The organism is Streptomyces sp. NPDC096132 (assembly GCF_044763345.1).
Taxonomy (GTDB): domain Bacteria; phylum Actinomycetota; class Actinomycetes; order Streptomycetales; family Streptomycetaceae; genus Streptomyces.
In genome coordinates this window covers 435,779-458,371 of record NZ_JBIWGA010000005.1, presented here as the reverse complement: position 1 = coordinate 458,371, position 22,593 = coordinate 435,779, and the positions used below count along the sequence as shown (strand labels likewise).

The 22,593-nt window shown below is 66.2% G+C and carries 21 protein-coding genes; 7 read left to right on the top strand and 14 right to left on the bottom strand.

The window, feature by feature from the left end; translation table 11 throughout:
* Window positions 1-40: 40 nt before the first annotated feature.
* The 6 genes from ACIRF9_RS15300 to ACIRF9_RS15275 all read right to left on the bottom strand — a co-directional run bounded on the left by ACIRF9_RS15300 (window position 41) and on the right by ACIRF9_RS15275 (window position 6,542).
* Window positions 41-778 carry an ABC transporter permease gene (locus ACIRF9_RS15300; RefSeq protein WP_403821010.1) on the bottom strand — a complete coding sequence of 246 codons (738 nt, stop codon included), beginning with the start codon at window positions 776-778 and terminating at the stop codon, window positions 41-43.
* Complete coding sequence (locus ACIRF9_RS15295) at window positions 772-2,766, bottom strand: recombinase family protein (protein ID WP_403821007.1); 1,995 nt, start codon at window positions 2,764-2,766, stop codon at window positions 772-774. The genes ACIRF9_RS15300 and ACIRF9_RS15295 overlap by 7 nt, the downstream gene beginning before the upstream one ends.
* A 275-nt stretch (window positions 2,767-3,041) precedes the next feature.
* Window positions 3,042-4,397, bottom strand: a complete 1,356-nt coding sequence (locus ACIRF9_RS15290) for a replication initiator (protein WP_403821241.1) — start codon at window positions 4,395-4,397, stop codon at window positions 3,042-3,044.
* Between the two features lie 299 nt (window positions 4,398-4,696).
* A complete protein-coding gene (locus ACIRF9_RS15285; protein WP_020130201.1) occupies window positions 4,697-4,894 on the bottom strand; it encodes a hypothetical protein in 198 nt (65 codons plus the stop codon).
* Window positions 4,891-6,192 carry an FtsK/SpoIIIE domain-containing protein gene (locus ACIRF9_RS15280; RefSeq protein ID WP_403821004.1) on the bottom strand — a complete coding sequence of 434 codons (1,302 nt, stop codon included), beginning with the start codon at window positions 6,190-6,192 and terminating at the stop codon, window positions 4,891-4,893. The genes ACIRF9_RS15285 and ACIRF9_RS15280 overlap by 4 nt, the downstream gene beginning before the upstream one ends.
* Window positions 6,192-6,542, bottom strand: coding sequence for a hypothetical protein (locus ACIRF9_RS15275; protein WP_403821001.1), 351 nt, complete (start codon window positions 6,540-6,542; stop codon window positions 6,192-6,194). The genes ACIRF9_RS15280 and ACIRF9_RS15275 overlap by 1 nt, the downstream gene beginning before the upstream one ends.
* 167 nt (window positions 6,543-6,709) lie before the next feature.
* On the opposite strand from ACIRF9_RS15275, the gene ACIRF9_RS15270 reads away from it, so the two are divergent.
* Window positions 6,710-7,489: a GntR family transcriptional regulator gene (locus tag ACIRF9_RS15270; protein ID WP_403820998.1), complete on the top strand. Its 780-nt coding sequence runs from the start codon at window positions 6,710-6,712 to the stop codon at window positions 7,487-7,489.
* Window positions 7,490-7,899: 410 nt separating this feature from the next.
* Here the strand turns inward: ACIRF9_RS15270 and ACIRF9_RS15265 are convergent, their stop codons facing one another.
* A complete protein-coding gene (locus tag ACIRF9_RS15265; RefSeq protein ID WP_403820996.1) occupies window positions 7,900-8,205 on the bottom strand; it encodes a hypothetical protein in 306 nt (101 codons plus the stop codon).
* Between the two features lie 308 nt (window positions 8,206-8,513).
* A complete protein-coding gene (locus tag ACIRF9_RS15260) occupies window positions 8,514-9,074 on the bottom strand; it encodes an ATP-binding protein (RefSeq protein ID WP_403821238.1) in 561 nt (186 codons plus the stop codon).
* A 210-nt stretch (window positions 9,075-9,284) separates the two neighbouring features.
* Between ACIRF9_RS15260 and ACIRF9_RS15255 the strand changes: the two genes are divergently transcribed.
* Window positions 9,285-10,658: a sporulation protein gene (locus ACIRF9_RS15255; protein ID WP_403820993.1), complete on the top strand. Its 1,374-nt coding sequence runs from the start codon at window positions 9,285-9,287 to the stop codon at window positions 10,656-10,658.
* A 3-nt stretch (window positions 10,659-10,661) separates the two neighbouring features.
* On the opposite strand, the gene ACIRF9_RS15250 is transcribed toward ACIRF9_RS15255, so the two are convergent.
* The gene (locus ACIRF9_RS15250; protein ID WP_403820990.1) at window positions 10,662-11,576 is read right to left on the bottom strand and encodes an aminoglycoside phosphotransferase family protein; all 915 of its coding nucleotides are present in this window, start codon (window positions 11,574-11,576) and stop codon (window positions 10,662-10,664) included.
* A gap of 795 nt (window positions 11,577-12,371) precedes the next feature.
* Here ACIRF9_RS15250 and ACIRF9_RS15245 point away from each other — a divergent pair.
* Both ACIRF9_RS15245 and ACIRF9_RS15240 read left to right on the top strand, forming a co-directional pair.
* Entirely contained in the window at window positions 12,372-14,027 is a 1,656-nt protein-coding gene (locus tag ACIRF9_RS15245) for a pentapeptide repeat-containing protein (RefSeq protein WP_403820988.1), read from the top strand.
* Window positions 14,028-14,100: 73 nt separating this feature from the next.
* Complete coding sequence (locus ACIRF9_RS15240; protein WP_403820985.1) at window positions 14,101-15,102, top strand: hypothetical protein; 1,002 nt, start codon at window positions 14,101-14,103, stop codon at window positions 15,100-15,102.
* 108 nt (window positions 15,103-15,210) lie between these two features.
* Here ACIRF9_RS15240 and ACIRF9_RS15235 read toward each other — a convergent pair whose 3' ends face one another.
* The 4 genes from ACIRF9_RS15235 to ilvA all read right to left on the bottom strand — a co-directional run bounded on the left by ACIRF9_RS15235 (window position 15,211) and on the right by ilvA (window position 19,678).
* On the bottom strand, window positions 15,211-15,816 hold the full coding sequence (locus tag ACIRF9_RS15235; protein ID WP_403820983.1) for a Shedu anti-phage system protein SduA domain-containing protein: 606 nt from the start codon (window positions 15,814-15,816) through the stop codon (window positions 15,211-15,213).
* Window positions 15,817-16,261: 445 nt separating this feature from the next.
* Complete coding sequence (locus ACIRF9_RS15230; protein WP_403821235.1) at window positions 16,262-17,047, bottom strand: ABC transporter permease; 786 nt, start codon at window positions 17,045-17,047, stop codon at window positions 16,262-16,264.
* A gap of 166 nt (window positions 17,048-17,213) precedes the next feature.
* Entirely contained in the window at window positions 17,214-18,263 is a 1,050-nt protein-coding gene (locus ACIRF9_RS15225) for an ATP-binding cassette domain-containing protein (protein ID WP_403820981.1), read from the bottom strand.
* A 185-nt stretch (window positions 18,264-18,448) separates the two neighbouring features.
* Window positions 18,449-19,678 carry a threonine ammonia-lyase gene (ilvA, locus tag ACIRF9_RS15220; protein ID WP_403820979.1) on the bottom strand — a complete coding sequence of 410 codons (1,230 nt, stop codon included), beginning with the start codon at window positions 19,676-19,678 and terminating at the stop codon, window positions 18,449-18,451.
* Between the two features lie 168 nt (window positions 19,679-19,846).
* Here ilvA and ACIRF9_RS15215 point away from each other — a divergent pair, with 168 nt between their 5' ends.
* The 3 genes from ACIRF9_RS15215 to ACIRF9_RS15205 all read left to right on the top strand — a co-directional run bounded on the left by ACIRF9_RS15215 (window position 19,847) and on the right by ACIRF9_RS15205 (window position 21,325).
* Window positions 19,847-20,356: a MarR family winged helix-turn-helix transcriptional regulator gene (locus ACIRF9_RS15215; RefSeq protein ID WP_403820976.1), complete on the top strand. Its 510-nt coding sequence runs from the start codon at window positions 19,847-19,849 to the stop codon at window positions 20,354-20,356.
* 214 nt (window positions 20,357-20,570) lie between these two features.
* A complete protein-coding gene (locus ACIRF9_RS15210) occupies window positions 20,571-21,080 on the top strand; it encodes a sigma factor-like helix-turn-helix DNA-binding protein (RefSeq protein ID WP_403820973.1) in 510 nt (169 codons plus the stop codon).
* Complete coding sequence (locus ACIRF9_RS15205; protein WP_403820970.1) at window positions 21,077-21,325, top strand: hypothetical protein; 249 nt, start codon at window positions 21,077-21,079, stop codon at window positions 21,323-21,325. Before ACIRF9_RS15210 ends, ACIRF9_RS15205 begins: the two co-directional genes overlap by 4 nt.
* Window positions 21,326-21,358: 33 nt before the next feature.
* On the opposite strand, the gene ACIRF9_RS15200 is transcribed toward ACIRF9_RS15205, so the two are convergent.
* On the bottom strand, window positions 21,359-22,513 hold the full coding sequence (locus ACIRF9_RS15200; RefSeq protein ID WP_403820967.1) for a cystathionine gamma-synthase: 1,155 nt from the start codon (window positions 22,511-22,513) through the stop codon (window positions 21,359-21,361).
* Window positions 22,514-22,593 lie beyond the last annotated feature (80 nt).

The window sequence follows — 22,593 nt, the reverse complement described above, 5'->3', positions numbered from 1 at the left end:
CGGCTGCGGCTGCCGAAGCTGAACCGGGAGCGGTCCGTGATCAACCGGCCGCCCGGCGGTACTTGCGGACCGCGAGCGTGCGGAAGATCGCGATGATCACGACCGAGTAGATGAGCGAAGCCCAGACGGGGTGAGCCATCGGCCATGCGTCGGACGGTGAGACACCCGGGTCGCCGAAGAGCTTGCGGGACGCCTGGACGGTGGCGCTGAACGGGTTCCACTCGGCGATCGGTTGCAGCCAGGACGCCATCTGCGAGGAGTCCACGAACGCGTTGGATATGAAGGTCACCGGGAAGAGCCAGATCAGGCCGCCGGAGGTGGCCGCCTCGGGGGTGCGCACGGTCAGGCCGATCAGGGCGCCGATCCAGGTGAACGCGTAGCCGAGGAGCATCAGCAGACCGAAGGCGGCCATGATCTTGCCGAAGTTGGTGGGCGCCGCATAGCCGGGGCGCCAGCCCACCATGAGGGCGACCGCGGCCAGAACGACCAGGGTCAGCGCCGTCTGCACCAGGTCGGCGATGGTGCGGCCCGTGAGGACCGCGCCGCGCGCCATGGGCAGGGAGCGGAATCGGTCTATCAGGCCCTTGTGCATGTCGTCGGCTATCCCCGCTCCGGCGCCGGCGGTGGCGAAGGTGACGGTCTGCGCGAAGATGCCTGCCATCAGGAAGTTCTTGTAGACGTCCGGGTCGGTGGAGCCTCCGATGCTCATCGAGCCGCCGAAGACGTACGTGAACAGGACGACGAACATCACCGGCTGGATCAGCCCGAAAATCACCATCTCGGGGAAGACTGTGCGCGGGTGTGAGTCTGGTTGCGCTCCTCCCCGTCACCGCCGAGAGTCTCCAGCTCCAGCGCCGCGAACTTCGGATCGATGCTGCCCGTGACCTCCATGGGCGGAAGGATCATGAGCGGAGGCACGGGAACCCCGCCAGAGCCCCTCAGGGCTTCCATCGCGGCCGACCAGGCCCCCGAAGTGCGCCATGCCTCCGCCCGCCGCCGAACAGCGTTCCAAGCGTTTCCGGAGACCTCGACCTGGTTCCATCGAGCGGCGGTCCGAAGCTTCCACAAGATCGCTTCGAACATCTCGCGCTTCGGCGTCCGGGGCTGGCGGGAGTGAGGAAGGATGGCGGCGACCGTCCCCCACTCCTCGTCGCTGATCTTGAGCGGCACCAGCGTGCCGGTCTCCCTGTGCCACTCGGCCAGCGGGTCGGCGATGCCCTTGCGGTGCGACTGCCCCTTACCCGTGACGTGTACACGGACATCCAACAGATCAAGCAGGTCCCGGCACTGCGCAGTGGTGAAGGAGTCGAGGGCCGTTGCCCGCTCTTCCACCAAGGCGATGATCTCGTCCGCCCGCTGCTGTTGCGATTCCGCTTCACCGAGCCAGCGCGCCAGCCGCTCCCGCTCGGCCATCAGCTCATCCTCCTTCGACTGGAGTGCTTGCTTCACCTCCCTGATGGTGTCGTCGTCAATGCCGTCTCCAGGGCTCTCTCCCAACTCGTCCTCGAAGAGACGAGCAAGCTTTTCGAGCAGCTGCTCCTTGCGGCCGGCACGCCTCTTACCGATCTGGGCGTCCAGCTCAGCAAGACGTTCCCGGTACGTCTCAGCACGAGCTGGAATCGCCCCCAACCACATGCCGGCGAGCGCCCGAAACTTGTCCGTATCCGCGAGCAGGGCCTCGATCTCGGTCCAGATGGCCTTTTCGACGTCAGGGGCGGGGAGATCCGCACAGTCGCACTCCAACCCCAGCCGCCTTCCCATGCACCGGTAGTAACCGATAGGAGATGCAGCGGACTTGCCACCTGTGTAATAGCCGCCACAGAGTGCGTACAGACGCCCGGTGAAGAGGTAGTGATTAAGGTTCTTCTTCCTGAACGACCGCCTGTTGAGCGCCTTCCGCAGGGCATCCACACGATCCGGATCGCTGATCGGTCGAGGAACCTCGATGCGAAAGACTTCGAACGTCTCCTCTTCGTCCTCTTCGGCGGTGCGCTCAATACGAAACTCCACATACCCGTCAAGGGCCGTGGAGTTAAGCCGCCGGGCGAGGTTCGAGCCGGTCCAGGACAGGCCCTTACGAGTGCGGAAGCCAAGGTTGTTCAGATGCGCGGCCGCCTCATCCCGCGAGTACCCGAGATCTACGATCAGGCTCACGGCGACGTTGATCACGTGCACCTCGTCCTCGCAGAGGACCGGGACCGCCTTGCTTCCCTTGCCACTGAGGATCACGCCGTAGGGCGGTTGCCCAAGGGGCCAACCACCGGCAGCCAGCTTCTGATCCCGGCCGCCCGAAGTCCGCTCGAGGATCAGGGTGTGCTCCAGCTCTGCCATGTAGGAGAGCAGGCTGAGCATGATGCCGAACAGTTCGTCGTCACTGTCGAGACGGCCGTCCGCCGTGGCAACCCTGATCTTGTGGTGCTTGGTGGCGTTGAACACCCAGAGGTGGATGTCTTCCATGGTTCGGCCGATGCGGTCCAGCTTGCCGAACACGACGAGGTCGATGAGGCCCCTCTCAATGGCCTCAGTCATCTCGTCAAGGTCAGGCCGAGAGTCCTTCTTGCCGGATTCACCACCGTCGACATAGACCTTGTGAATCTTGTACTTGCCGGGACCGATCTTGTAGTCCAGCCAAGCCCTGCACTGCTTTTCCTGAGTGTCGAGGCCGTATCCCTCGACCTGCTTCGCAGTCGATACGCGAAGGTAGACAGCCACCCGAACCACGCCGCGAGCGGTTCGACGCCCGCGCACGACGGTACCCTTACCCATGTCAGTCCCTCCGTGACTGGCAGGCCGGTCCGCGACCGGTCTGGCCCCAGGGGGTTGCCGCCCTCTGGGGTCTCCATGCGTTTGCCATCAGGCTAGCCTTCCCATCTGCTACTCGACAGGCGATTGCCGATAACCTCCGCTCTTCTTAAGTGCGTTGGGAAGGCGACCGAACAGAAGGTCAGCCAGACGCTGTTCTTCGTGGTCGCCCCACTCGACAGCCCGCCAGCGTGCGACTACTTCACCCGGCTGCTGCGATTTCCTGCTTTTCGGGCGGCTCATTCACTCCTCCCTTCACCAACCGCTTCACGGGCGAACTCACGGTTTTGGGCGAGGTCTTCCGCGATTCCGGCGGCAAATAGGGCCGCCCCAGGGCTGTGCCCAGACCCGGCGTAGCGCCATTGCCGTTCGGTCGTCACCTCAGGGGTGTCGGTGTGGCCCATGTGGTGGGCGCGTTCGGCGCGCAGTGCTGCGTAGGTGGTGGAGTAGGCGCGGGATTTGGTGAGGATGTGGCCGCGGTAGCCGAGGGTGTGGGTCCAGGGCCGGAGGCGGAGACTCTCGTATTCGGGGAGACCGCCGAGGCGCCAGCAGGCGCGCATGAGGGTCCGGACGTGTGCGTTGACGGGTGCCGACTCGATATCGGCCGACGCTGTCAGCGGGTAGTCGAGGCCGGCGCCGGTTTCGCTGGCTCCCTTGGTGACGTATTTGGCAACGTACGCCGCCACCGCGTCGTCATCGGGGCCGTCACCGTCGGCGCGCAGCGGCCGGGCGTCGATCTGCTCGCCCCAGCGCAACGCCCGCTCACCCACGGCCGGGCTGTAGGAAGAGCGGACCAGTACCCGCCGGGCGGACGTGCGCACGGCGTCGATGAGGAGTTGCGCAGTGCCCCAGGCCGGGGGTTCGTCGTCGGGTCCGTTCGGTCCGTCGAGGCGGACGACGGCATGGACGTGGACGGCCGCCCGCTTCTGGTATTCGGCGACGCGGGCGAAGGAGAGTCGAGCGTGGTCGGCGAAGCGGGACTGTACGAGGCCGGCGGAGGTAGCGAGGCGCCGCCGTACGTCGATGACGAAGCGGTCCCACAGCTTGGAGGCGTGTGCGTGCCAGAGGACGTGTGCTGTGTAGTCGTAGCAGTCGGGGCAGAGCGGTTGTCCGATGACCGTGGCATCCGGGGCGTGGACCAGGCCGCAGCCCAGGGAGTGCCCGTGTTCGCAGGTGCCGTAGTCACGGCGGGGGCGGCACCGTTCGCTGGCACGGTGGACGGGTCCGAAGGACGGGGCGGTCAGGGTGACGAAGAGCCGGGGTCGGTGGCGGACGGTGGCGGGGACGTTCTTGCCGCCGAGGAGGCCGGCGCGGACGAGGTGGTAGGTGTCTCCGGCGTGGAGGCGGGAGCAGGCCGGGCAGATGCTGGCGCGGCGGTTGCGGCAGCGGACAAGAAGGCGTTCGCCGGGTTCGTCGCGGGTGTCGTAGTGGTGGAGGATCTCGCCGGTCGTGCCGTCCAGGGTGGTGGTGAAGCCGGTGAGGTGGACGGGATGGGAGCATCCGCCGGTTGCCGTGATCTGCTCCAGCCAGCGGGCGAACTTCAGATCCTGGGCGAGGCGGATGGCGTCGCGGTCGGTTTCGGAGAGCTGACGCAGGCGCGCCGCGCGGTCGAGTGCGGCGCGCCTGTCAGCCGGGGTGTAGTGCGGGGTGATGGTGGTGACCTTCCGGAGTGGGCCGTCGGAGCGGCACGGATGGGGGCGGGTGGCGCATGGTCGGTCATGGGAATCGCTCCCTTGCGGGTCGGTCGGGTGGGGCGGGGTTCAGCGGATGGTGCCGGTGCCGCGGCAGATGCGGCAGCGCCGGATGCGTCCGGTCCAGGTCTTGCGGGCGCCGTCGCCCTTGCAGTGGGGGCACCTCACGCGAGGCATGGGCATGGTCAGGGTGTCCTCTCTGCTCAGGTGTGGGAGAAGCCGCTGATGAACCAGGTCACGAGTCCGTGGATGGTGAAGACCACGGGGGTCTGGCCGAGGTAGACGCCGAAGAGACCGACGCACACCGCTTCCCAGGCGCGGACGTCGCGGGAGCGGACGAGGAGGACGGTGATGATCCCGAAGATCACCGCGAACGTGAACGCCGTTCCTTCGCTGATCACTTGGTCTCTCCTTCCGGCACGGTGAGTGCGCGGGTGACGAGGGGGAGGTCCGGGGTCATCGCGCTGTACTTGCGGGCCGTGGCCACGGCCTCATCGGTGGGGGTGAGGTGCGAGCGGGCACGGCTCCAGCCACCCTCCGGGCCGGTGCACACCGCCACCCCGCGTTCCTCGGGCGTGATGGCCTGGGCGACGGCCACAGCGTCCTTGTTGAGGTCGCCGAGGGTCATCTCGGCGGTGCCGGGGTCGTTGACCCTGTGGCAGATGCGGCCGCCGAGCTGGGCGCGCAGGGCGGTGACGCCGGGGCCGAGGTCGGAGCCGACGCGTTGGCCTGCGACGACCAGGTGGATGCCGAGGGCGGCGCCGAGCTGGGCGAGGCGCAGCAGGAGCGTGGAGCACTGTTCGGCTTCCGCCTTGCCGTCACGGGTGCCGTCGGACAGGTACAGTTCCGCGATCTCGTCGACCAGGACCACGACCGGCACCGGGCGGAGCTTGTCCGGCAGCTCCCAGATGGAGCGGACCCCGGCCGAGCGGCAGGCGCTCATCCGCTCCTGCATGTCGACCACCAGCGCGGCCAGCACCGCCACCGCCTCACGGCGGGAAGTGGCCAGGGCGCTCAGCCGTCCGGCGAACAGGCCGAGTTCCATGCCGCCCTTGCAGTCGATGCCGACCAGGGCGACGCGCTGTATGGCGAGCTGGGTGATGAGCCGCGCCAGCAGGGTGGACTTGCCCGAGCGGGTGGCCCCGACGATCAGCCAGTGCGGGACGAGCCGCAGGTTCATCACCCACGCCCCGCCCGTCTCTAACGCCCCGATCAGCGCGGAGAGCAGTTCTGCCGGGGCCGTGGCTAAGCCCGGCCGCTCCAGCGGATCACTGGCCATAGCGGTCAGCAGCACGAGACCGCGTTCCGGCGAGGTGACCCGCACCGCGTGCACCTTCCAGGCGTGCACGAACGCGTCCGCCGCCTTCAGGTACGTCGCCGGAGTCTGGCCCGCGTGCAGCCGCACCAGCACCGACAGCCCCATCGGGGTGGCGTGCGGGAAGGAGCAGCGCGGGGCCACCGGCCGCACCGGGTCGCCCTTGACCAGCAGGTGACCGACGAGCGTGCGCGCCGGGAGCCGGGACACCGCGAGGTCGTTGAGCACGGCGATCCGCCGCCAGGTGGACACCACCCGCCAGGCAGTGACCGGGTAGCCGACGAGGTACCAGCGCCAGTTGGGCCGGTGCCGTCGCACCAGGTCACCGGCGACGAGCAGCCAGGCGAGCACGGCCAGGGCGAGGGCGATGATGTAGGGCGCCATCACGCCTCACCGCCCTTGCGCGCCGCTGCCGGGGTGGTGGGCACGGGTGTGATGGCGTCGGCGCGGAAGCTGACGCCGTGCCGGTCGCCCATCGACCACATGAACGCCACCAGCCCGGTGACCTTGACGATCTGTCCTTCCTCGATGCCGGTCGGCTCACCGCTGACGGCGATCTCGATGACGGAGATCCGACGCCGGTCCTGCCGCACGGTCACCGCGACCGTGTAGACGGGGTTGCCGTCCCGGTCCTTCTTCACCTCCTGTGTCTCGGAGTTGCTGATCTTCACTTCCGGCGCGATGGCGCACCGCAGTACGCCCAGCCGCGCCGTGTCCACGGGAATGGACTGCATTTCTTCGGCCTCCCTGGCCAGTCACCACGCCAGACTTCTTCTGACGTCACTTGTCCTTACGAGTGATGAGTGTGGAGTGCTGTACGGCGAGAGTGCAAGTACTTATGCTGACGAGTGATGTCGCGCGTGCGACGTGCCTACGACCCCGACCCGTCGGAGATGCCCAGATGTCGGAGATCCAGCGCCCCGGAGCCCTCTACCAGCAGGTGGCCGCCGCCATCCGCGAAGCGATCCTGTCCGGCGAGTACGAACCCGGCGCCCCGCTTCCCTCGGAAGCCCAGCTCATGGAGCGCTACCAGGTCTCGCGCCCGACCGTCCGCAACGCCGTCGCCGCCCTGCGGGCCGAAGGGCTCATCGACGTCCGCCACGGCAAGGGCAGCTTCGTCCGCGCCGACAGCGGACCCGTCACCGGAATCTCGCGCTACGTGGGCAGGACGCCGGCCGGGCACTTCACGCTGTACGGGGTGGCCGCCTGGCAGCAGACCGAGGAGCCCAGCACCTACCGCACCCACGCCACCCAGGCCACCGCCCACCAGCTGGAACTGAAGGTGGAAGACGCACTGTTCGGCTGTGACCGGCTGCTGGCCGACCCGGCCACCGGAGCGCGGGCGATGCACCGCACGCTGATCCCGTTCGCCACGGCCGAAGCCGTCCCCGCTCTCGCCGACGCACCGGACACCGAGCCCGCGGCGGTGTACGCGCTGCTGACGCAGGCGGGGCACGAGCTGTGGTGGTCGGAGTCGGTACGGGCCCGCATGCCGCTGCCCGACGAGCGCGCCGCGCTGCGCCTGCCCGATGCGACCCCGGTCCTGCACGTCTCCCGTGTCACCTGCGGCACCGACGACGACGCCCTGATCCTCGAGGAACTCCGCATCGGAGCGGACCGTGCCGAACTCACCTACCGGATCACCGCCGACGAGGAGCCCACCCGACGCCGCCCGGCATGATCGCGAGCGGGCATCGGTCGAAACAGCCTTCACTTCCTCAAGGGCGCGCCTGCGGCGCGCCGGGGCGCCCGGCCGCCCCGGCCGGGCGTGCGGCGTGACCGCCGGTCCCGGCCGACCGCCGGACGCCCCGCACCCGCAGCCAGCCCCAGGAAGCGAAGCGCCGACCAGCCGCCGAGGGCCGGGGCGTGGGTGGCTGGGGGTCGCCGGCCTCCGAGACTTTAGGCAGCCACCATGGGGCGAGCCTCGAAGAACAGGGGGCCAATCGGGCACAACACCGGGCAGGTCCAGTACCTGCCCGATTCGCCGGGCGAGCGTAAGGCCCCCTGTTCACTCGCCCCATTGCAGCTCCCGCCCAAAGTCTCTCCAGCCGACGACGTGCGAACGTGCACCACTCACAGCGGAAGCACACTTCACCGCGCACCACCGTCGCCATCCACGTGTGCTGCCAGGAGCCCGGCAAGTTGGTCCATAGCGCCCGGCAGTCCGATCAACCGCACGACCCCACGCCCGTCGTCATTCGTCGACGCGACGGCCCGTGCCTCCGACGGCCCCAGTCCGATCCCGAGCAGGGACCGGTTCAACCGATCCGCAACAGCACGCGCCGCCCGCCAGCCCGCCATGTAGTCGACGCCGGGCACCCACAGGCCGCAGCTCTCCCCCATCACGTTCAGGCCGTCATCCGGCCCGTTCGCACCAGTACCGATTGCCTCGCTCACCACAGACCCCGATCTATGTAACGGATCGTCAACTTCCTTTCACCGGGGCAGAAACGCAGCACGACGGCCCCGGTACCATCAGGCACCGGGAACCGCCGTGTTCCCAGCCGGGCCACCCTTCGCTTTCCAGGGCTGATGGGGTGGCCCGGTCTCGGTATGAGGTTGTGAAGCGCGGCCCCTCGGCTCAGGGGATTGGGAGAGCCCCGGCGAGGGGCCGCGCCTCTTGGCTGGAGTGGTCGTCTCCAGCCAGGGCCAGGCCGTCGTCCGCCCCCGATCGCGTGGGAGCGGCAGGGGTGACGGCCCGGAGATCAGCAGGGTTTTCGTTCGGTGGCGTCGCCGTCACGGTCGAAGCGGCACCAGATGGTCTTGCCACCCTGGTCACCGGGGCGCCACCAGACCGACGAGGCCAGGCGCTGGACGATGAAGAGTCCCCGGCCATTGTCCGGCAGGACCGCTTCCGACAGCTCACCGGCCAGACCAGGCGAGAACGCGTCTCCCAGCGGCAGGAGCGGGGGCGAGGAGTCCTCATCCGCAACGCCGATGAACACCCACCTGGGCCAGACCTTGAACGTCATGTCGATGCGCCGAGCACCTCCCGGACGAGCGAGGTCGCGTTCCGGCACCACATGGTTCACCACGTTGCCGACGAGTTCGGAAACGACCAACCGGGCGTCGTCCACGAACTCACCCGCGCCGGCATCCGCCAGGAACACGGCCGTCACGTCACGGGCGACCCGCGCCGCATTCGGCGACTCGGCGAACAGCGTGACCGTCAGGATGTGCCCGCCGTCCGACGGATTCGGTACCGCGAACCAGTGGCCGAACGCGTCCAGCTCGCGTACAAGGCGTTCAGCTCTTCTTGCCTCCATCACGTCCCTCTCCGGCCCGGTACGGCCCCTCATTGCACTGCTTGCATCACGCAAGCCAGTACACGGGCACAGGGGCGTGACCGGGAGCGTTCACCAGGGGGTTCACGTGAACACCGGCAAAGGCAAAGGGGGTTCACCAATGAACCCCCTCAGGCGAAACTCCTGTGACAGGATGAACACTCGCCGTCATTCTCGGGTTGGCAGGGGAGCATGAACCGGGAGCCGAACGCGCACTTAATCGCAGCCATGGCCGAAGCCCAGGTCTCGAACAAGGGACTGGCCAAGCGCATGCAGGACGCCGCCGCCCGGCGCGGCATCAGTCTCGGGACGACACACATCGCAGTGCAGCGATGGCGCGACGGCTCAGGCATCAAGCCGGAAACGGCAGCGATCATGGCAGATGTGCTCTCGGCCAAGCTCGGACGCCGAGTCTCCCCCGGTGATCTCGGCTTCTTCGACCACACGAGGACCAGCACACCAGAGCCGACCGGCTATCCCGGCACGCTTCCCGAAACTCTCTCCGTCCTTGACGGTCTCGCCCAGGAGCGCGCTGACGCGACCACCACAGACCGGCTGATCGTCGCGGACGCCGACCTCAGCTCAGCGGTTCTGTCATGGATGATCGCCCGTCCTGACGGCATCGAGGCCGACCGGCCGGCGCAACAGCGCGTCGGCATGCGCGACGTGCGCGCGATCAGGGACGCCGCAGCCACCTTCATGCAGCTCGACTTCAAGTACGGCGGAGGCCACGGCCACCGGGCATTACGCCACTACTTCCGCTACGAGGTCCTGCCCCTGCTGAGCGTCAGCTACAGCGACAAGGTGGGAAGGGCCCTGTTCGGCGCCGCAGCCGAGGTCTCCCAGTTACTCGCGTGGACCGCGTACGACACCGGCAACCACCGACTCGCCCACCGCTACCTCACATCCACACTGCGTCTGTCGCAGGTCATCGACGACCGCATGTTCGGCGCCCGCATTCTCGGCAACCTCAGCCACCAGGCGAACTACCTGGGCAACCACACCCAAGCCATCCAGCTCGCCCGCGCCGCGGTCGAGGGTGCCAAAGGACGAGCCACCCCGCGCGCCATGGCCAACTACTCAGCGATGGAGGCCCGCGCCCTGTCCAACGCCGGCGACCGCATCGCAGCGACCCGTGCCATGAACGAGGCCGCACGGCACTTCGAGCAGGCCGACACAGCCGAGGACCCGGCATGGCTGAGCTACTTCGATGAAGCCGAACTCATGGGCGAACTCTGCCACTGCTTCCGCGACCTCAAGATGCGACGCGAAGCCGTCGACCAGGCCCAGCGCGCCGTGGACAGCACCGACCCGAAGTACGCCCGAACCCTGGGCTTCTGCCGCATGGTGCTCGCCCAGAGCCAGCTACTCAACGGCGAGTTGGAAGCCGCCGTCACGACCGCAAGTCTCGCAGTTGAAGGCGGCGACTCCCTCCAGTCCTCACGCTTCCAGCGCTACGTGACCGACTTCCAGCGCGAAGTCGGCGCGCACGCCACGAGCCCCACCGTGGCCGCGTTCAACGAGACGGTACGCGACGCCTTCGCCCGCTTGGACGAGGACGAGTAAGCGCTATGAGGGCCGCCAGTCCCGAGGCGCCTGATCATCCCGAAGGCCGGCGATACGCCGCCCGTACTCGGCCGCGGTCTCCTCGTTCTCCCGCACGTTCTGCATGAGCCAGGTCGTCATCCCGAACTCTTGCATCCCCCGCAGGGTCTCGTACCCATGCCAGTCGTACAGGTCCCGCCCGTACGCCGCGACGAAATCGGCGTACTGCGCGTCGGTCTGCCAGCCAAGACTGTGATGCTCCACAGCCGTCACCATGAGATCCCACTCAGGATGGTCGAAGCAGAACGCCTCGAAGTCGATCAGGATCACCCGCCCCTGGTCGTCAACCATGAGGTTCTGCACGTGCGCGTCCCCGTGCGTCGGCCCCTTGGGCGACTCGAACCGCAGCTCCGCGTGCTTGTCCCGCAACTCCTGCCAGCGCTTCCGCAGAAAGGACTTGTCATCCTCAGGGATCACAGCCTTGTCGATCCGGAGTTCCTGCTTGTCGAAGGGATCGAACGACGGCAGGTCGAGGCCGGCAGGGACGTGCAGCGAGTGCAGATCCCGCAGGATGCCTCCCAGCTCCCCGTACGTAGCCTTGCGGTCGCCCTCAACGATCAGATGCCAGAACGTCACCGGGTGCCCGTCGATCAAGAGGGGCTGTTCGACGTCCTCAACGATGCGAGCAGCTGAGAACCCCTCCGCCGCGAGCCACCGCGCCACGGCCACCTCTTTACGTGCCGTGGACAGCCACTCTCTGCCCCGCGCGATACGCACGACGACCGGCACCGACGCCAGCCGGAACAGCGCGTTCTCCCCGAAGCGGATCAGCTCCGCGTCCCTGTCGTCGAGCCCCGCCATCCGGCACGCGGCGCGTAACACCCGCGCAGCCCCAGCCGACGTGAACCCCTCATCCGTGCGAGCAGCGTCAACCGCCATGCCCGTACCAGCTCCCCTAGTCGCGCGCGATCAACCAGCGCACGCCCACGGGCGACCAACCCGACGTACGCCAGACACGACTACGACCGTACCCAGGGCATCATCCAGGGCACTCTTCCGCCCAGGGAAAGTTACGAAGCAGCTCGGTTTCGAGATACACCACTCGGTCTACCTGAGCACCTCCTAGCTTTGAGGCATGACAATTCACATGGAACCCAACCAACCGGAACCAACAGGTCTGTGCTGGTGCGGATGCAGATTGGCAACTGGGCAAGATGCTTACTTCCGCCAAGGTCACGACAAGATCGCAGAGGCAGCCGTGCTAGCGACACGCTACGGAAGTTCCGTCGTTCGACTGCTGGCGCATCACGGGTTTGACTCGAAGATCTCTGTCGTCGATGAGGCCGAAAGCAGAGGCATCTGGGACGCGTGCCCAGAGTGCGAGTATCGCGGAGCGCCGGGGGGCGTCGCCAACCACAGGAAAAAGGCCCGCCACTGATCACCAGACGCCAGCCCCGCGCCACCGTGTCCACCGGAGGCAGCAGTAACCAACGGGCATGCGTGGGAGTCTGAGTAACCCATGTCCCTGGCCTCGGGAACTGCTGGTGCCAGCGGTACGTCCGTGTCTGTATGAGCACACCGTCGCCGCACCCCGAGGCTCCCAACTGGCCGCACTGTGGACATGGCGCGAATGCAGGATCGGACCCCATAGGGTGTCGCGGTCGACAAATTAGCGGTTACACGGCTTGCCTTGCCCATGTTTCGAGCGTCGACCGTAGTGCTTATCTGAGCAGGTTGGGTCCTGGTTCCGATGCCGACTACAGGGGCACCCCGCTTACTGGACTGATCTTTACTTCCCTCCTCACGGCCCACCGTTCAACAAACACCTCACCGGCGATCTTTGGAATAGCCCGCTTCGACGAGGCGATCTTCGAGGATCTCACTCATCTTGAGAATATTCTATTCAGTCAAGTTGCGACTTTCAACAAGACAGAGTTTACCAACCACATCGTCTTCAAAGATGCAACATTCTCAAGTGACGCCGGATTCACTCGCGCCATTTTCAACACCGGAGTCGCGTTCACCGCAACAAGATTCGAGAAGGCCGCAGTCTTCAACGAGGCAATGTTTCGCGGCAATGCTTTCTTCCTTGATACGCATTTCACTGGTGACGGCCGGTTCGACGATGCAAAATTCAACAGCCATGCCGGGTTCAGCTCGGCAACCTTCGCCGGGAAGGCGCACTTCACTGGAACCATTTTCACCGAAGGAGCCAATTTCGCAGGAGCGACCTTCAATGCCGAGTGCCTGATCGGCCCGATTGTATGTACTGAAACCCTTGATCTATCGGGGGCAAACTTTAATGCACCGGTCACGATTGAGGCCGCTGCTCACCGAGTTCAGTGCATCCGCACTCAATGGAATTCGACAGCAAGCTTGCGTTTGCGCTACTCAGATGTGGATCTTTCTGGGGCCGTACTCACCTTCCCCGCATCTGTCGCAACCCATCCATCCCCGTTCAAGAAACCCGATGGAGTGGCGTTGGATGAAGGCTTCGCCAGCACTCATGAATCTCGAGTGAGAATCAAATCGGTCCAATCGGTGGACGCAGCACACTTGGTATTGACCGACACGGATCTGAGTGATTGCCTATTCTCTGGCTCCTTTCACCTTGACCAGATCCGTCTAGAAGGTCGTAACATATTCGCCTCCCCACCTATTGGCATTCACTTCACTCGCCGACTCTGGCCGATCGTGACGCCAGTCCTCACGCGAAGAAATACGGTGGCTGAGGAGCATCACTGGCGCGCATTTGCGGCCAACCAGCCGACAGTTCAAGCGAGCACAGACCCGCCCATGCGCAACTGGCGAAACGGTCCACACCATCCAGACGCCGACCAGACGCCCGACCCAGAGGACGTAGCCGCGATCTATCGGCAGCTACGCAAAGCCAGGGAAGACGCCAAAGACGAACCGGGTGCCGCAGACTTCTACTACGGCGAGATGGAGATGCGGCGCCATAGTCGGGCATGGATTGAAGCGGAACGATGGCTACTTCAGGCATATTGGCTCCTGTCCGGGTACGGCCTACGCGCCTCGCGCGCCCTCGGATGGCTTGCGCTAGCAATGATGACGACGATTCTCCTGATGATGACTTTCGGACTCCCCCAGGAGTCCCCCAAGCAGGAAGCAACAGGGGTAATCCCGGCCGATGGCGGGCCAGTCACTTTCGAGATCGATAAAAGTGACCCTAGGAATCCGGCGGGGGATCGACTGACCAGCAAACGTTTTGAGAAATCTCTCAAGGTTACGCTCAATTCAGTTGTTTTCCGCTCCAGCGGGGAGGACCTTACTACGGCCGGCGGCTATATCGAAATGGCTTCCAGATTCTCAGAGCCAATCCTTCTAGGTCTCGCCGCACTCGCAGTTCGAGGTAGGGTAAAGCGTTGATTCAGGACAATCACGTAACCAAATCACCGCAACATGAACACGCGGCAACAGCACAATCTTAAGGAGACATTTCATGATCTTGCGTGATTTCCTCTACGTAGACACCGACAAAGTTCGAGCAATGTTGGCGCAACTCGATGGAGGAATCTCAGAGGAAGAACGCAAGACGACCCGCGAGGGGAATCGCTGGACCGCTGGTCAGCATCTCCAGGATGTGGGAAGCGAAACACGTACCCAGAAATCTCTAGGTGACGCCCTGTTTCCCACCCTGGAAGCGGCACTTGACGCAGAAGGTCTGATTCGAGATATTTCCCACGAAGTGGCAGATGTGGATCAGTGGACTTCTGGAAGATTGAAAGCGAACGTACCTCCAGGGTCCTTGGTTCGGATTAAGGCCAACGGCTCCCTGTTTGATGCTCGATATCTGGCAGAAACCCTTGCAGCTTTCGGAGCAGTAAATATTGGACTACAAGCTCTCGGCAATGGAATGACGCCCCGAACCTCTACACCGGCCGGGGCTAAGGGGAGGCAAGGAAAGCAGCAGAACAAGCCAAGCAATCCGAAATTGTCTGACTCTCAGGCGCCACAGCTTGAAGATATTATCCCAGATTTTCAAATCATCGGCTCTGATGAAAGCGCCGTCAACGGGCACTACATGCGCGCTATTGCACAGGTAGCGCGAGGCGTGTTCGCACCGGGGCTGCACATGAACCTCTCACCCATGGAATCAGGTGAAGTTCTAATCAGCGCCAGACTACAGGAAGGGCGCCAGTATCTGGATTCAGAGACAGATATTCTATTTGCACGCTATGGAACGGAGCATCAGGAATGGACCCTTGTAGGGAGTGTTGGAGCCTACGGACCCACCGAAACTCACGTTCCCGAACCCACGTTTTATCGATCGGACGGAAGTGTTTTGCGAGCAGAGTTCGCCAATTACATCAATGCACACATGCGCTATCTAGGAAGTATCGGCTTTATCGACCTTCCTCAGTATCCAGGATTTTCAGTTATCCCATTTGCGGTATACCGATCAATTCCCCAGATTCCTGGATCGGAAGTCACTTCAGCATAGCGGGAAATTGCATTTCCTCTCCTGCTCAGTCACCTGAGCCGCTCACCTAAGATGCAGCAAGACGCGCAGGGTTAATTTGGAGAAGAGATCCTTTCGCAGGCCTTGCATCTATTCGGCATAGCGACACTCGGTGCATTCATCGACGTCGCCATAGAAGTTGTTGGGGACTCGCCCAGCTGCTTCAATCATAGAATCATAGGTATAGGCGCCGTACCTCTTACCCTCTCTGACCATCCTGGCGGTAAGAAGTTGCCGATCGGCGGCCGTCACGTTTTTACGCTGCCCAATAACGATGACGCTGCGCGACATATACTCGTCGAGCTTTACAAGGCCGAGGCCGAACGGCTTAGATCGTTGAGCGTAGTCACGGTTCAGTGAGAGCCAATGGTTCCAGTTCGCTACCTGCTGCTCCGCTTCAACCAGTTTAGCCGCCGGATTTCTGTTGCTGGGATTGAACCATCGCGAAGTGGGACTCTTAAGCTCAACCAGTTGATAATTCAGCAGCAAACTTTCAGTCCGCGCCGCCAAGAAATCAAGCCGAAACTCCTGGCCGAGCCATACCTCTGGTTTGATCCACCAGCAATAGCCGCCGAGGAATCGGCACATAATTTCTGGATGCTCCCACAGGAATTCCTGTATGGGTTTTTCATTGGAAGCGCTCTGCACTTCCTCTTGAAACTTCTGAACCACTTCTACATCAATTGGGTCAAGCACGCAGACGCGCTTGAATCCGAGCGGCGACAATACGCTGTGGCAGTACTTTACGCGGCTTTAAATTTCGGCGTCATACTCATAGGTCATCGCCCACCCCTTTTGGTGACAATCGGCCACCAAGTCTGGTTGCAGCTTCCCGCCACATCTTGAATTGAGGCCACTGATCCCATGTCAAACTGGCGCGCTAGCTGGGCAGTTGGCCTCACCAAAGGCTTCGCGTGCCTGTTTACCTGTCCAGCGTAGACGTGTCCACCTCTGCCCTTCGCTTCCTCATCGCCCGTCTGAGCGAACACCACCCGATCCATCAGGGCGCCCAGGGCAGCATCAGGCTCTGGCTGCCAGACGCCTGATCAGACACGACCGAGCCCCCTCCCCGATGAGGAAGGGGGCTCAAAGGTTCACAGCTGACCCGGCCCGCCCAGCTGCCCAGTTGACGCAACCGTGATCAGCCGGCCGCCCGCCGGTACTTCCGGACCGCGAGCGTGCGGAAGAGCGCGATGATCAGGATCGAGTAGATGAGCGAGGCCCAGACGGGGTGGGCCATCGGCCACGCGTCGGACGGGGAGACGCCCGGGTCGCCGAAGAGTGTGCGGCAGGCCTGGACGGTGGCGCTGAACGGGTTCCACTCGGCAATCGGTTGCAGCCAGGACGCCATCTGCGAGGAGTCCACGAACGCATTGGATATGAAGGTGACCGGGAAGAGCCAGATCAGCCCGCCCGACGTGGCCGCTTCGGGGGTGCCCACGCTCAGGCCGATCAGGGCGCCGATCCAAGTGAAGGCGTAGCCGAGGAGCAGCAGCAGGCCGAAGGCGCCCATGATCTTGCCGAAGTTGGTGGGCTCCGCGTAGCCGGGACGCCATCCCACCAGGAGGGCGACGCAGGCCAGGACGACCAAGGTGAGCGAGGTCTGCACCAGGTCGGCGATGGTGCGGCCGGTGAGGACCGCGCCGCGGGCCATGGGGAGGGAGCGGAAGCGGTCGATGAGGCCCTTGTGCATGTCGTCGGCGATGCCCGCGCCGGCTCCGGCCGTGGCGAAGGTGACGGTCTGCGCGAAGATGCCCGCCATCAGGAAGTTCTTGTAGACGTCCGGGTCGGTGGAGCCGCCGATGCTCATCGAGCCGCCGAAGACGTACGTGAACAGGACGACGAACATCACCGGCTGTATGAGCCCAAAAATAATCATTTCGGGAATCCGACTCATGCGAATCAGATTGCGACGGGCGATGACCATGGAGTCGCTCACTGCACTCACTTCGCCTGCTCCTTCCCTGCGCTCACGTGCCGGCCTGCGGTGTGCTGCGAGATGGATCCTGGCCGACACGGGCGAACAGGATCCGGGATCCGGCTCATGCGAATCAGATTCCGGCGGGCGATGACCACGGAATCGCTCACGGCGCTCACTTCAGCTGCTCCTTCCTGGCGGGGTTGCCTTTTGCAACGCCCGGCGAGTCGCGGTCGTCGCCCTTCTGCCTGGTCTTGCCCTGTTCGCCGTTCTCCTCGGACTTCGCCTCGGCCACGTGTCCCGTCAGGGACAGGAAGACGTCGTCCAGGGTGGGGCGGCGCAGGCCTATGTCGTCCATCTCGATGCCGCGGGTGTCCAGCTCGCGGATGACCTCGGCGAGCAGCTTCGCGCCGCCGGTGACGGGCACGGTGAGCTTGCGGGTGTGCTCCTCGACAGTGGTGTCACCCTTGCCGAAGGCGGTGAGCACCTCGCGGGCCGTGGGGATCTGTTCGCGTTCGTGGACGACGACCTCGATGCGCTCGCCGCCCGTGCGGGCCTTGAGCTGGTCGGAGGTGCCTCGGGCGATGACCTTGCCGTGGTCGACGACCGCGATGTCGTGCGCGAGGTGGTCGGCCTCTTCGAGGTACTGGGTGGTGAGCAGCAGCGTCGTGCCGCCGGAGACGAGACGCTTGATCACGTCCCACAGCAGTTGGCGGTTGCGCGGGTCGAGGCCTGTCGTCGGCTCGTCCATGAACATCACGGGTGGCGAGACCACCAGCGCGGCGGCCAGGTCGAGCCGGCGGCGCATGCCTCCGGAGTAGGTCTTGGCCGTGCGGTCGGCGGCCTCGGTGAGGTCGAACTGCTCCAGCAGTTCCTCGGCCCGGGTCTTCGCGGCCCTCGCCTTCATCTGGTAGAGCTGCCCGACCATCTGGAGGTTCTCCCGGCCGGTCAGGTATTCGTCGACCGCCGCGAACTGGCCCGACAGGCCGATCGAGCGGCGCACCTCGTTGGGATGCTTGAGCACGTCGAGGCCCGCGACTTCCGCCCGCCCGCGGTCGGGGCGCAGGAGGGTGGTCAGACAGCGGACGGCGGTGGTCTTGCCCGCGCCGTTCGGCCCGAGCAGGCCGAGGACCGTGCCCTCCGGGACGTCCAGGTCGACGCCGTCCAGAGCCCTTACGTCACCGAAGGTCTTCACCAGGCCTTCGGCATAGATGGCGCCTGGCATAAAAGTTCTCCACGTCTTCGGGGATCCTTCGAAAAGCCTAGGTATGCGCTGTTTCGTGCCGCCCCGTGGGCGACCACGCATTCACCATAACGCGATGTATCGCGACTCACAATGGAGTTCGCTCGTACGAGTGAGCGAAGGGGCTGTGACCTGCATGTTCACCGGTCTCCCGGCGGTCCGGCGCCTCAGTCGACGACCGTGTACCCCGCGGCGCGCAGGGCCTGGCCGACCTCGGCGCAGTGCGCCGGCCCCTTCGTCTCCAGGTGCAGCTCGACCTCCGCCTCGGTCAGCCCGAGACGCGGATCGGTCCGCACATGGCTCACGTCCAAGACGTTAGCGTCGACCACTGACAACACCCCCAGCAGCGTGGCGAGCGCACCCGGCCGGTCCGTCAGACGCACGCTGACCGCCAGATAGCGGCCCTGCGCCGCCATGCCGTGCCGCAGCACGCGCTGCATCAGCACCGGGTCGACGTTGCCGCCGGACAGCACCGCGACGACCGGGCCCTCGAACGCGCCGGGGTCGCTCAGCAGCGCCGCGACCGGGCTCGCCCCGGCAGGCTCGACGACCAGCTTGGCCCGCTCCAGACACAGCAGCAGCGCGGCGGACAGCTCGCCCTCCGAAACCGTGCGCACCTCGTCCACCAGGTCGCCGACGATCCCGAACGGCACATCACCGGGCCGGCCGACCTTGATCCCGTCGGCCATCGTGGCCGGGGACTCGATCGACACCGGCCGCCCGGCCGCCAGCGAGAGCGGATAGGCCGCCGCCCCCTCCGCCTGCACACCCACGATCCGTACGTCCGGCCGCAGCGCCTTCACCGCGACCGCGATGCCCGCCGCGAGACCCCCGCCGCCCATCCCGACGACGATCGTGCGCACCTCAGGACACTGCTCCAGGATCTCCAGACCCACCGTGCCCTGCCCCGCGATCACGTCGGGGTGGTCGAAGGGGTGGATGAACACGGCGCCCGTCCCGGCCGCGTACTCCTGCGCGGCGGTCAGCGTCTCGTCGACCACCTGACCGTGCAGGCGCACCTCCGCGCCGTACTCCCGGGTGGCGCTGATCTTCGGCAGCGGGGCGCCCTTCGGCATGAAGACCGTGGACCGCACGCCCAGCAACGACGACGCCAGCGCCACGCCCTGCGCGTGGTTGCCCGCGCTCGCCGCGACCACCCCGACGGCCCGCTCCTCCGGCAGCAGCCCGGAGATCCGGACGTACGCGCCGCGCAGCTTGAACGACCCCGTCCGCTGGAGGTTCTCGCACTTGAGGTGCACCGGCGCCCCGACGAGCTGGGACAGATGCCTGCTGCCCTCCATCGCGGTCGCCCGCGCCACACCCGAGAGCATCTTCTGGGCGCCGCGCACGTCGTCGAGGGTGACGGGCCGCAAGGAGTCAGCCGTGCCGTAGCTCATGACACCAGCATCGCAGTTCACAGGCGGAAACAGCCGCTGTGACCAACCACCGAGACTGGTTTGCGCAGCGCCGGTACGGCCCGGCCTCCGGCCGCGTACTCTGTCCCCCAATTCCTGCCAGCACCCCCTTCATGAAGTGAGCCCCCGGCCATGCCCACAACACCTGAAATGTCGATGGACATGACGACCGTCGGTGACACCGGTCTTCTCGACACGCTGCAGCACGAGGTCGCGGTCTTCGCCCGCCGTGCGGAACAGACCCGGCTCGGCGGCGTCGGGCAGGTGCGCAACTCCATGGACCGCGCCGCGTACCTGCTGCTCAACCGCCTCGACAAAGAAGGCCCGATGGGCGTCAAGGCGCTCGCCGCGAGCATGGGGATCGACTCCTCGACCGTCACGCGGCAGGTGGCGCCGCTCGTCGACACCGGCCTGGTCAAGCGGACCTCGCACCCCGAGGACGGGCGGGCCGTGGTGCTCCAGCTGTCCCCGCGCGGGCAGTCGCGGCTGGAGGAAGTGCGCTCCTCCCGGCGACAGTTGATGGCCGAACTGACCGAGGAGTGGGCCCCGGAGGAGCGGGAGGCGTTCTGCACGCTCCTGACCCGCTTCAACGTCGCCCTGTCCGACCGAATGGGCGCCCAGGGCGTACCGGGCACGGAACCGTCACCGGCCGTCTCCTGACAGAGCGGCGCGCACACGCGCGTGGGGAGGCTCTCCCGCGGGATGCGCGGCTTTCGTCCGCGGCACGCGGCATCCCGCGCGTGCGTGGCTCTTGACCGAAAGCGTGCCCCTGGCCTCATATGAGACCGGGTCCCCCTTCGTCGTACGCGGTGCCGCACCCGTACTCCGCCCGGGATCCGTTTCCAGGGGGTCGCCGTCAGGCGGGAGGCTCGGGGTGCGAGAGAGGCGTACGGTCCAGGAAGCCCGCCGGGCCAGGGAGTTCGAGGCGTTCGTGGCCGGGGCGGGCGGACGGCTGCTGCAGACCGCCACCCTGCTCACGGCGGAGGCGCCGAAGGACAACCCGCGCGCGCGGCGCCTGCTGACCCACGCCCTCGCGCACACGTACGCGTGCTGGGACCGGCTGCGCGGGGAGGACCCGTACAACCACGCCCGCGAGTGCCTGGCGGTCCGCTTCGCACGCGGAACCTGGCACCAGTACGCCGGTCTGCCGTTCGGGCGCGCTCGCCCCCGGTCCGCCGGCCCGCTGGCCGCGCTCTCCCCGCAGCACCGGCTCGTCCTGGTCCTGAGGCTGTACGAGGGTGTCGCCGAGGAGCAGGTCGCGGCGCTGCTCGGGCTGCCCCCGGAACGGGTCCATCTGATCTGCGACCGGGCGACCACGGCCGCGCTCCGCCCGCCGCGCGGCCCGGCTCCCGCGCGCGTGAGCGCGAAACCGGCGGCGTCATGAACCGGCCCGAACGGGAGGCCGCCGTACGGCAGATGATGGAGCGGACCGTGCCGCAGGTGCCGGCGGACCTCCACGCGGACGTGGTGCGCCGGGGCAGCCGCATCCTGCGGCGCCGGACGGTCGCGCAGCGGCTGCTGTGGCTGCTGCTGTTCGCGGCGATCGTGGCCTTCGTCGTCTGGGCGGTCACGGCCCGCCCCTGGGTGGAGCCGCCGTCGGAGACGACTCCACCGCTCACCGTCTGGTGAACCCCTCGCTCACCGGACGGTGCACCACGGGGACTAGCCCAGGGCCTGCTGCAGGTCCTCCAGCAGGTCGTCGACGTTCTCGATGCCCACGGAGAGACGGACCAGGTCGCCGGGCACCTCCAGGGCCGAGCCCACCACGGAGGCGTGCGTCATACGGCCGGGGTGCTCGATGAGGGACTCGACACCGCCGAGGGACTCCCCGAGCGTGAACACCTTGGCGCGGTTGCAGACCTCCACGGCCGCCTCCTCGCCGCCGGCGACCTGGAAGGAGACCATGCCGCCGAACGCCCGCATCTGCTTCGCCGCGACCTCGTGACCGGGGTGCTCGGGCAGGCCCGGGTACAGCACCTTCGTCACACGCGCGTGCCGGGTCAGCATGTCGGCGACCTTCGTGGCGTTCTCGCTGTGCCGGTCCATGCGCACCGACAGCGTCTTGGTGCCGCGCAGTACCAGCCAGGAGTCGAAGGGCCCGGCGACCGCGCCCATCGCGTTCTGGTGGTACGCCAGCTCCTCGCCCAGCTCCGGGTCGCCGACGATCAGCGCGCCGCCGACGACGTCGGAGTGGCCGCCCATGTACTTGGTCAGGGAGTGCACGACGACGTCCGCGCCGAGGGACAGCGGCTGCTGCAGGTACGGCGTGGCGAAGGTGTTGTCGACGACGAGCTTGGCGCCCGCGTCCCGGGCGACCTGGGCGACGGCGGCGATGTCGGTGATGCCGAGCAGCGGGTTGGACGGGGTCTCCACCCACACGGCCTTGGTCTTCGGGGTGATCGCGGCCCGCACGGCGGAGGGGTCGCTGGTGTCGGCGACCGACCACTCCACGCCCCAGCGGGCGACGACCTTGGCGAAGAGGCGGAACGTGCCGCCGTACGCGTCGTTGGGGATGACCACGTGGTCACCGGGGCTGAGCAGCGTACGCAACAGGCAGTCCTCGGCCGCCAGTCCGGAAGCGAACGCAAGCCCTCGGCGGCCGCCCTCGAGGGCGGCGAGGTTCTCCTCCAGGGCGGTGCGGGTCGGGTTGGCGCTGCGGCTGTACTCGTAGCCGCCACGCAGGCCGCCGACGCCGTCCTGCTTGTAGGTCGAGACCTGGTAGATCGGCGGGACGACCGCGCCGGTGAGGGGATCGGCGGTGTTGCCCGCGTGGATCGCGAGGGTCTCGAAGTGCTGACTGATGTGCCTGTCGCTCATGGGCACCGAGCGTAGTGCGCTCGCGGGGCTGCTGCCGGACGGCCGCCCAGCAGCGGCCCCGGCGGAGGGCCCGGCGGAGG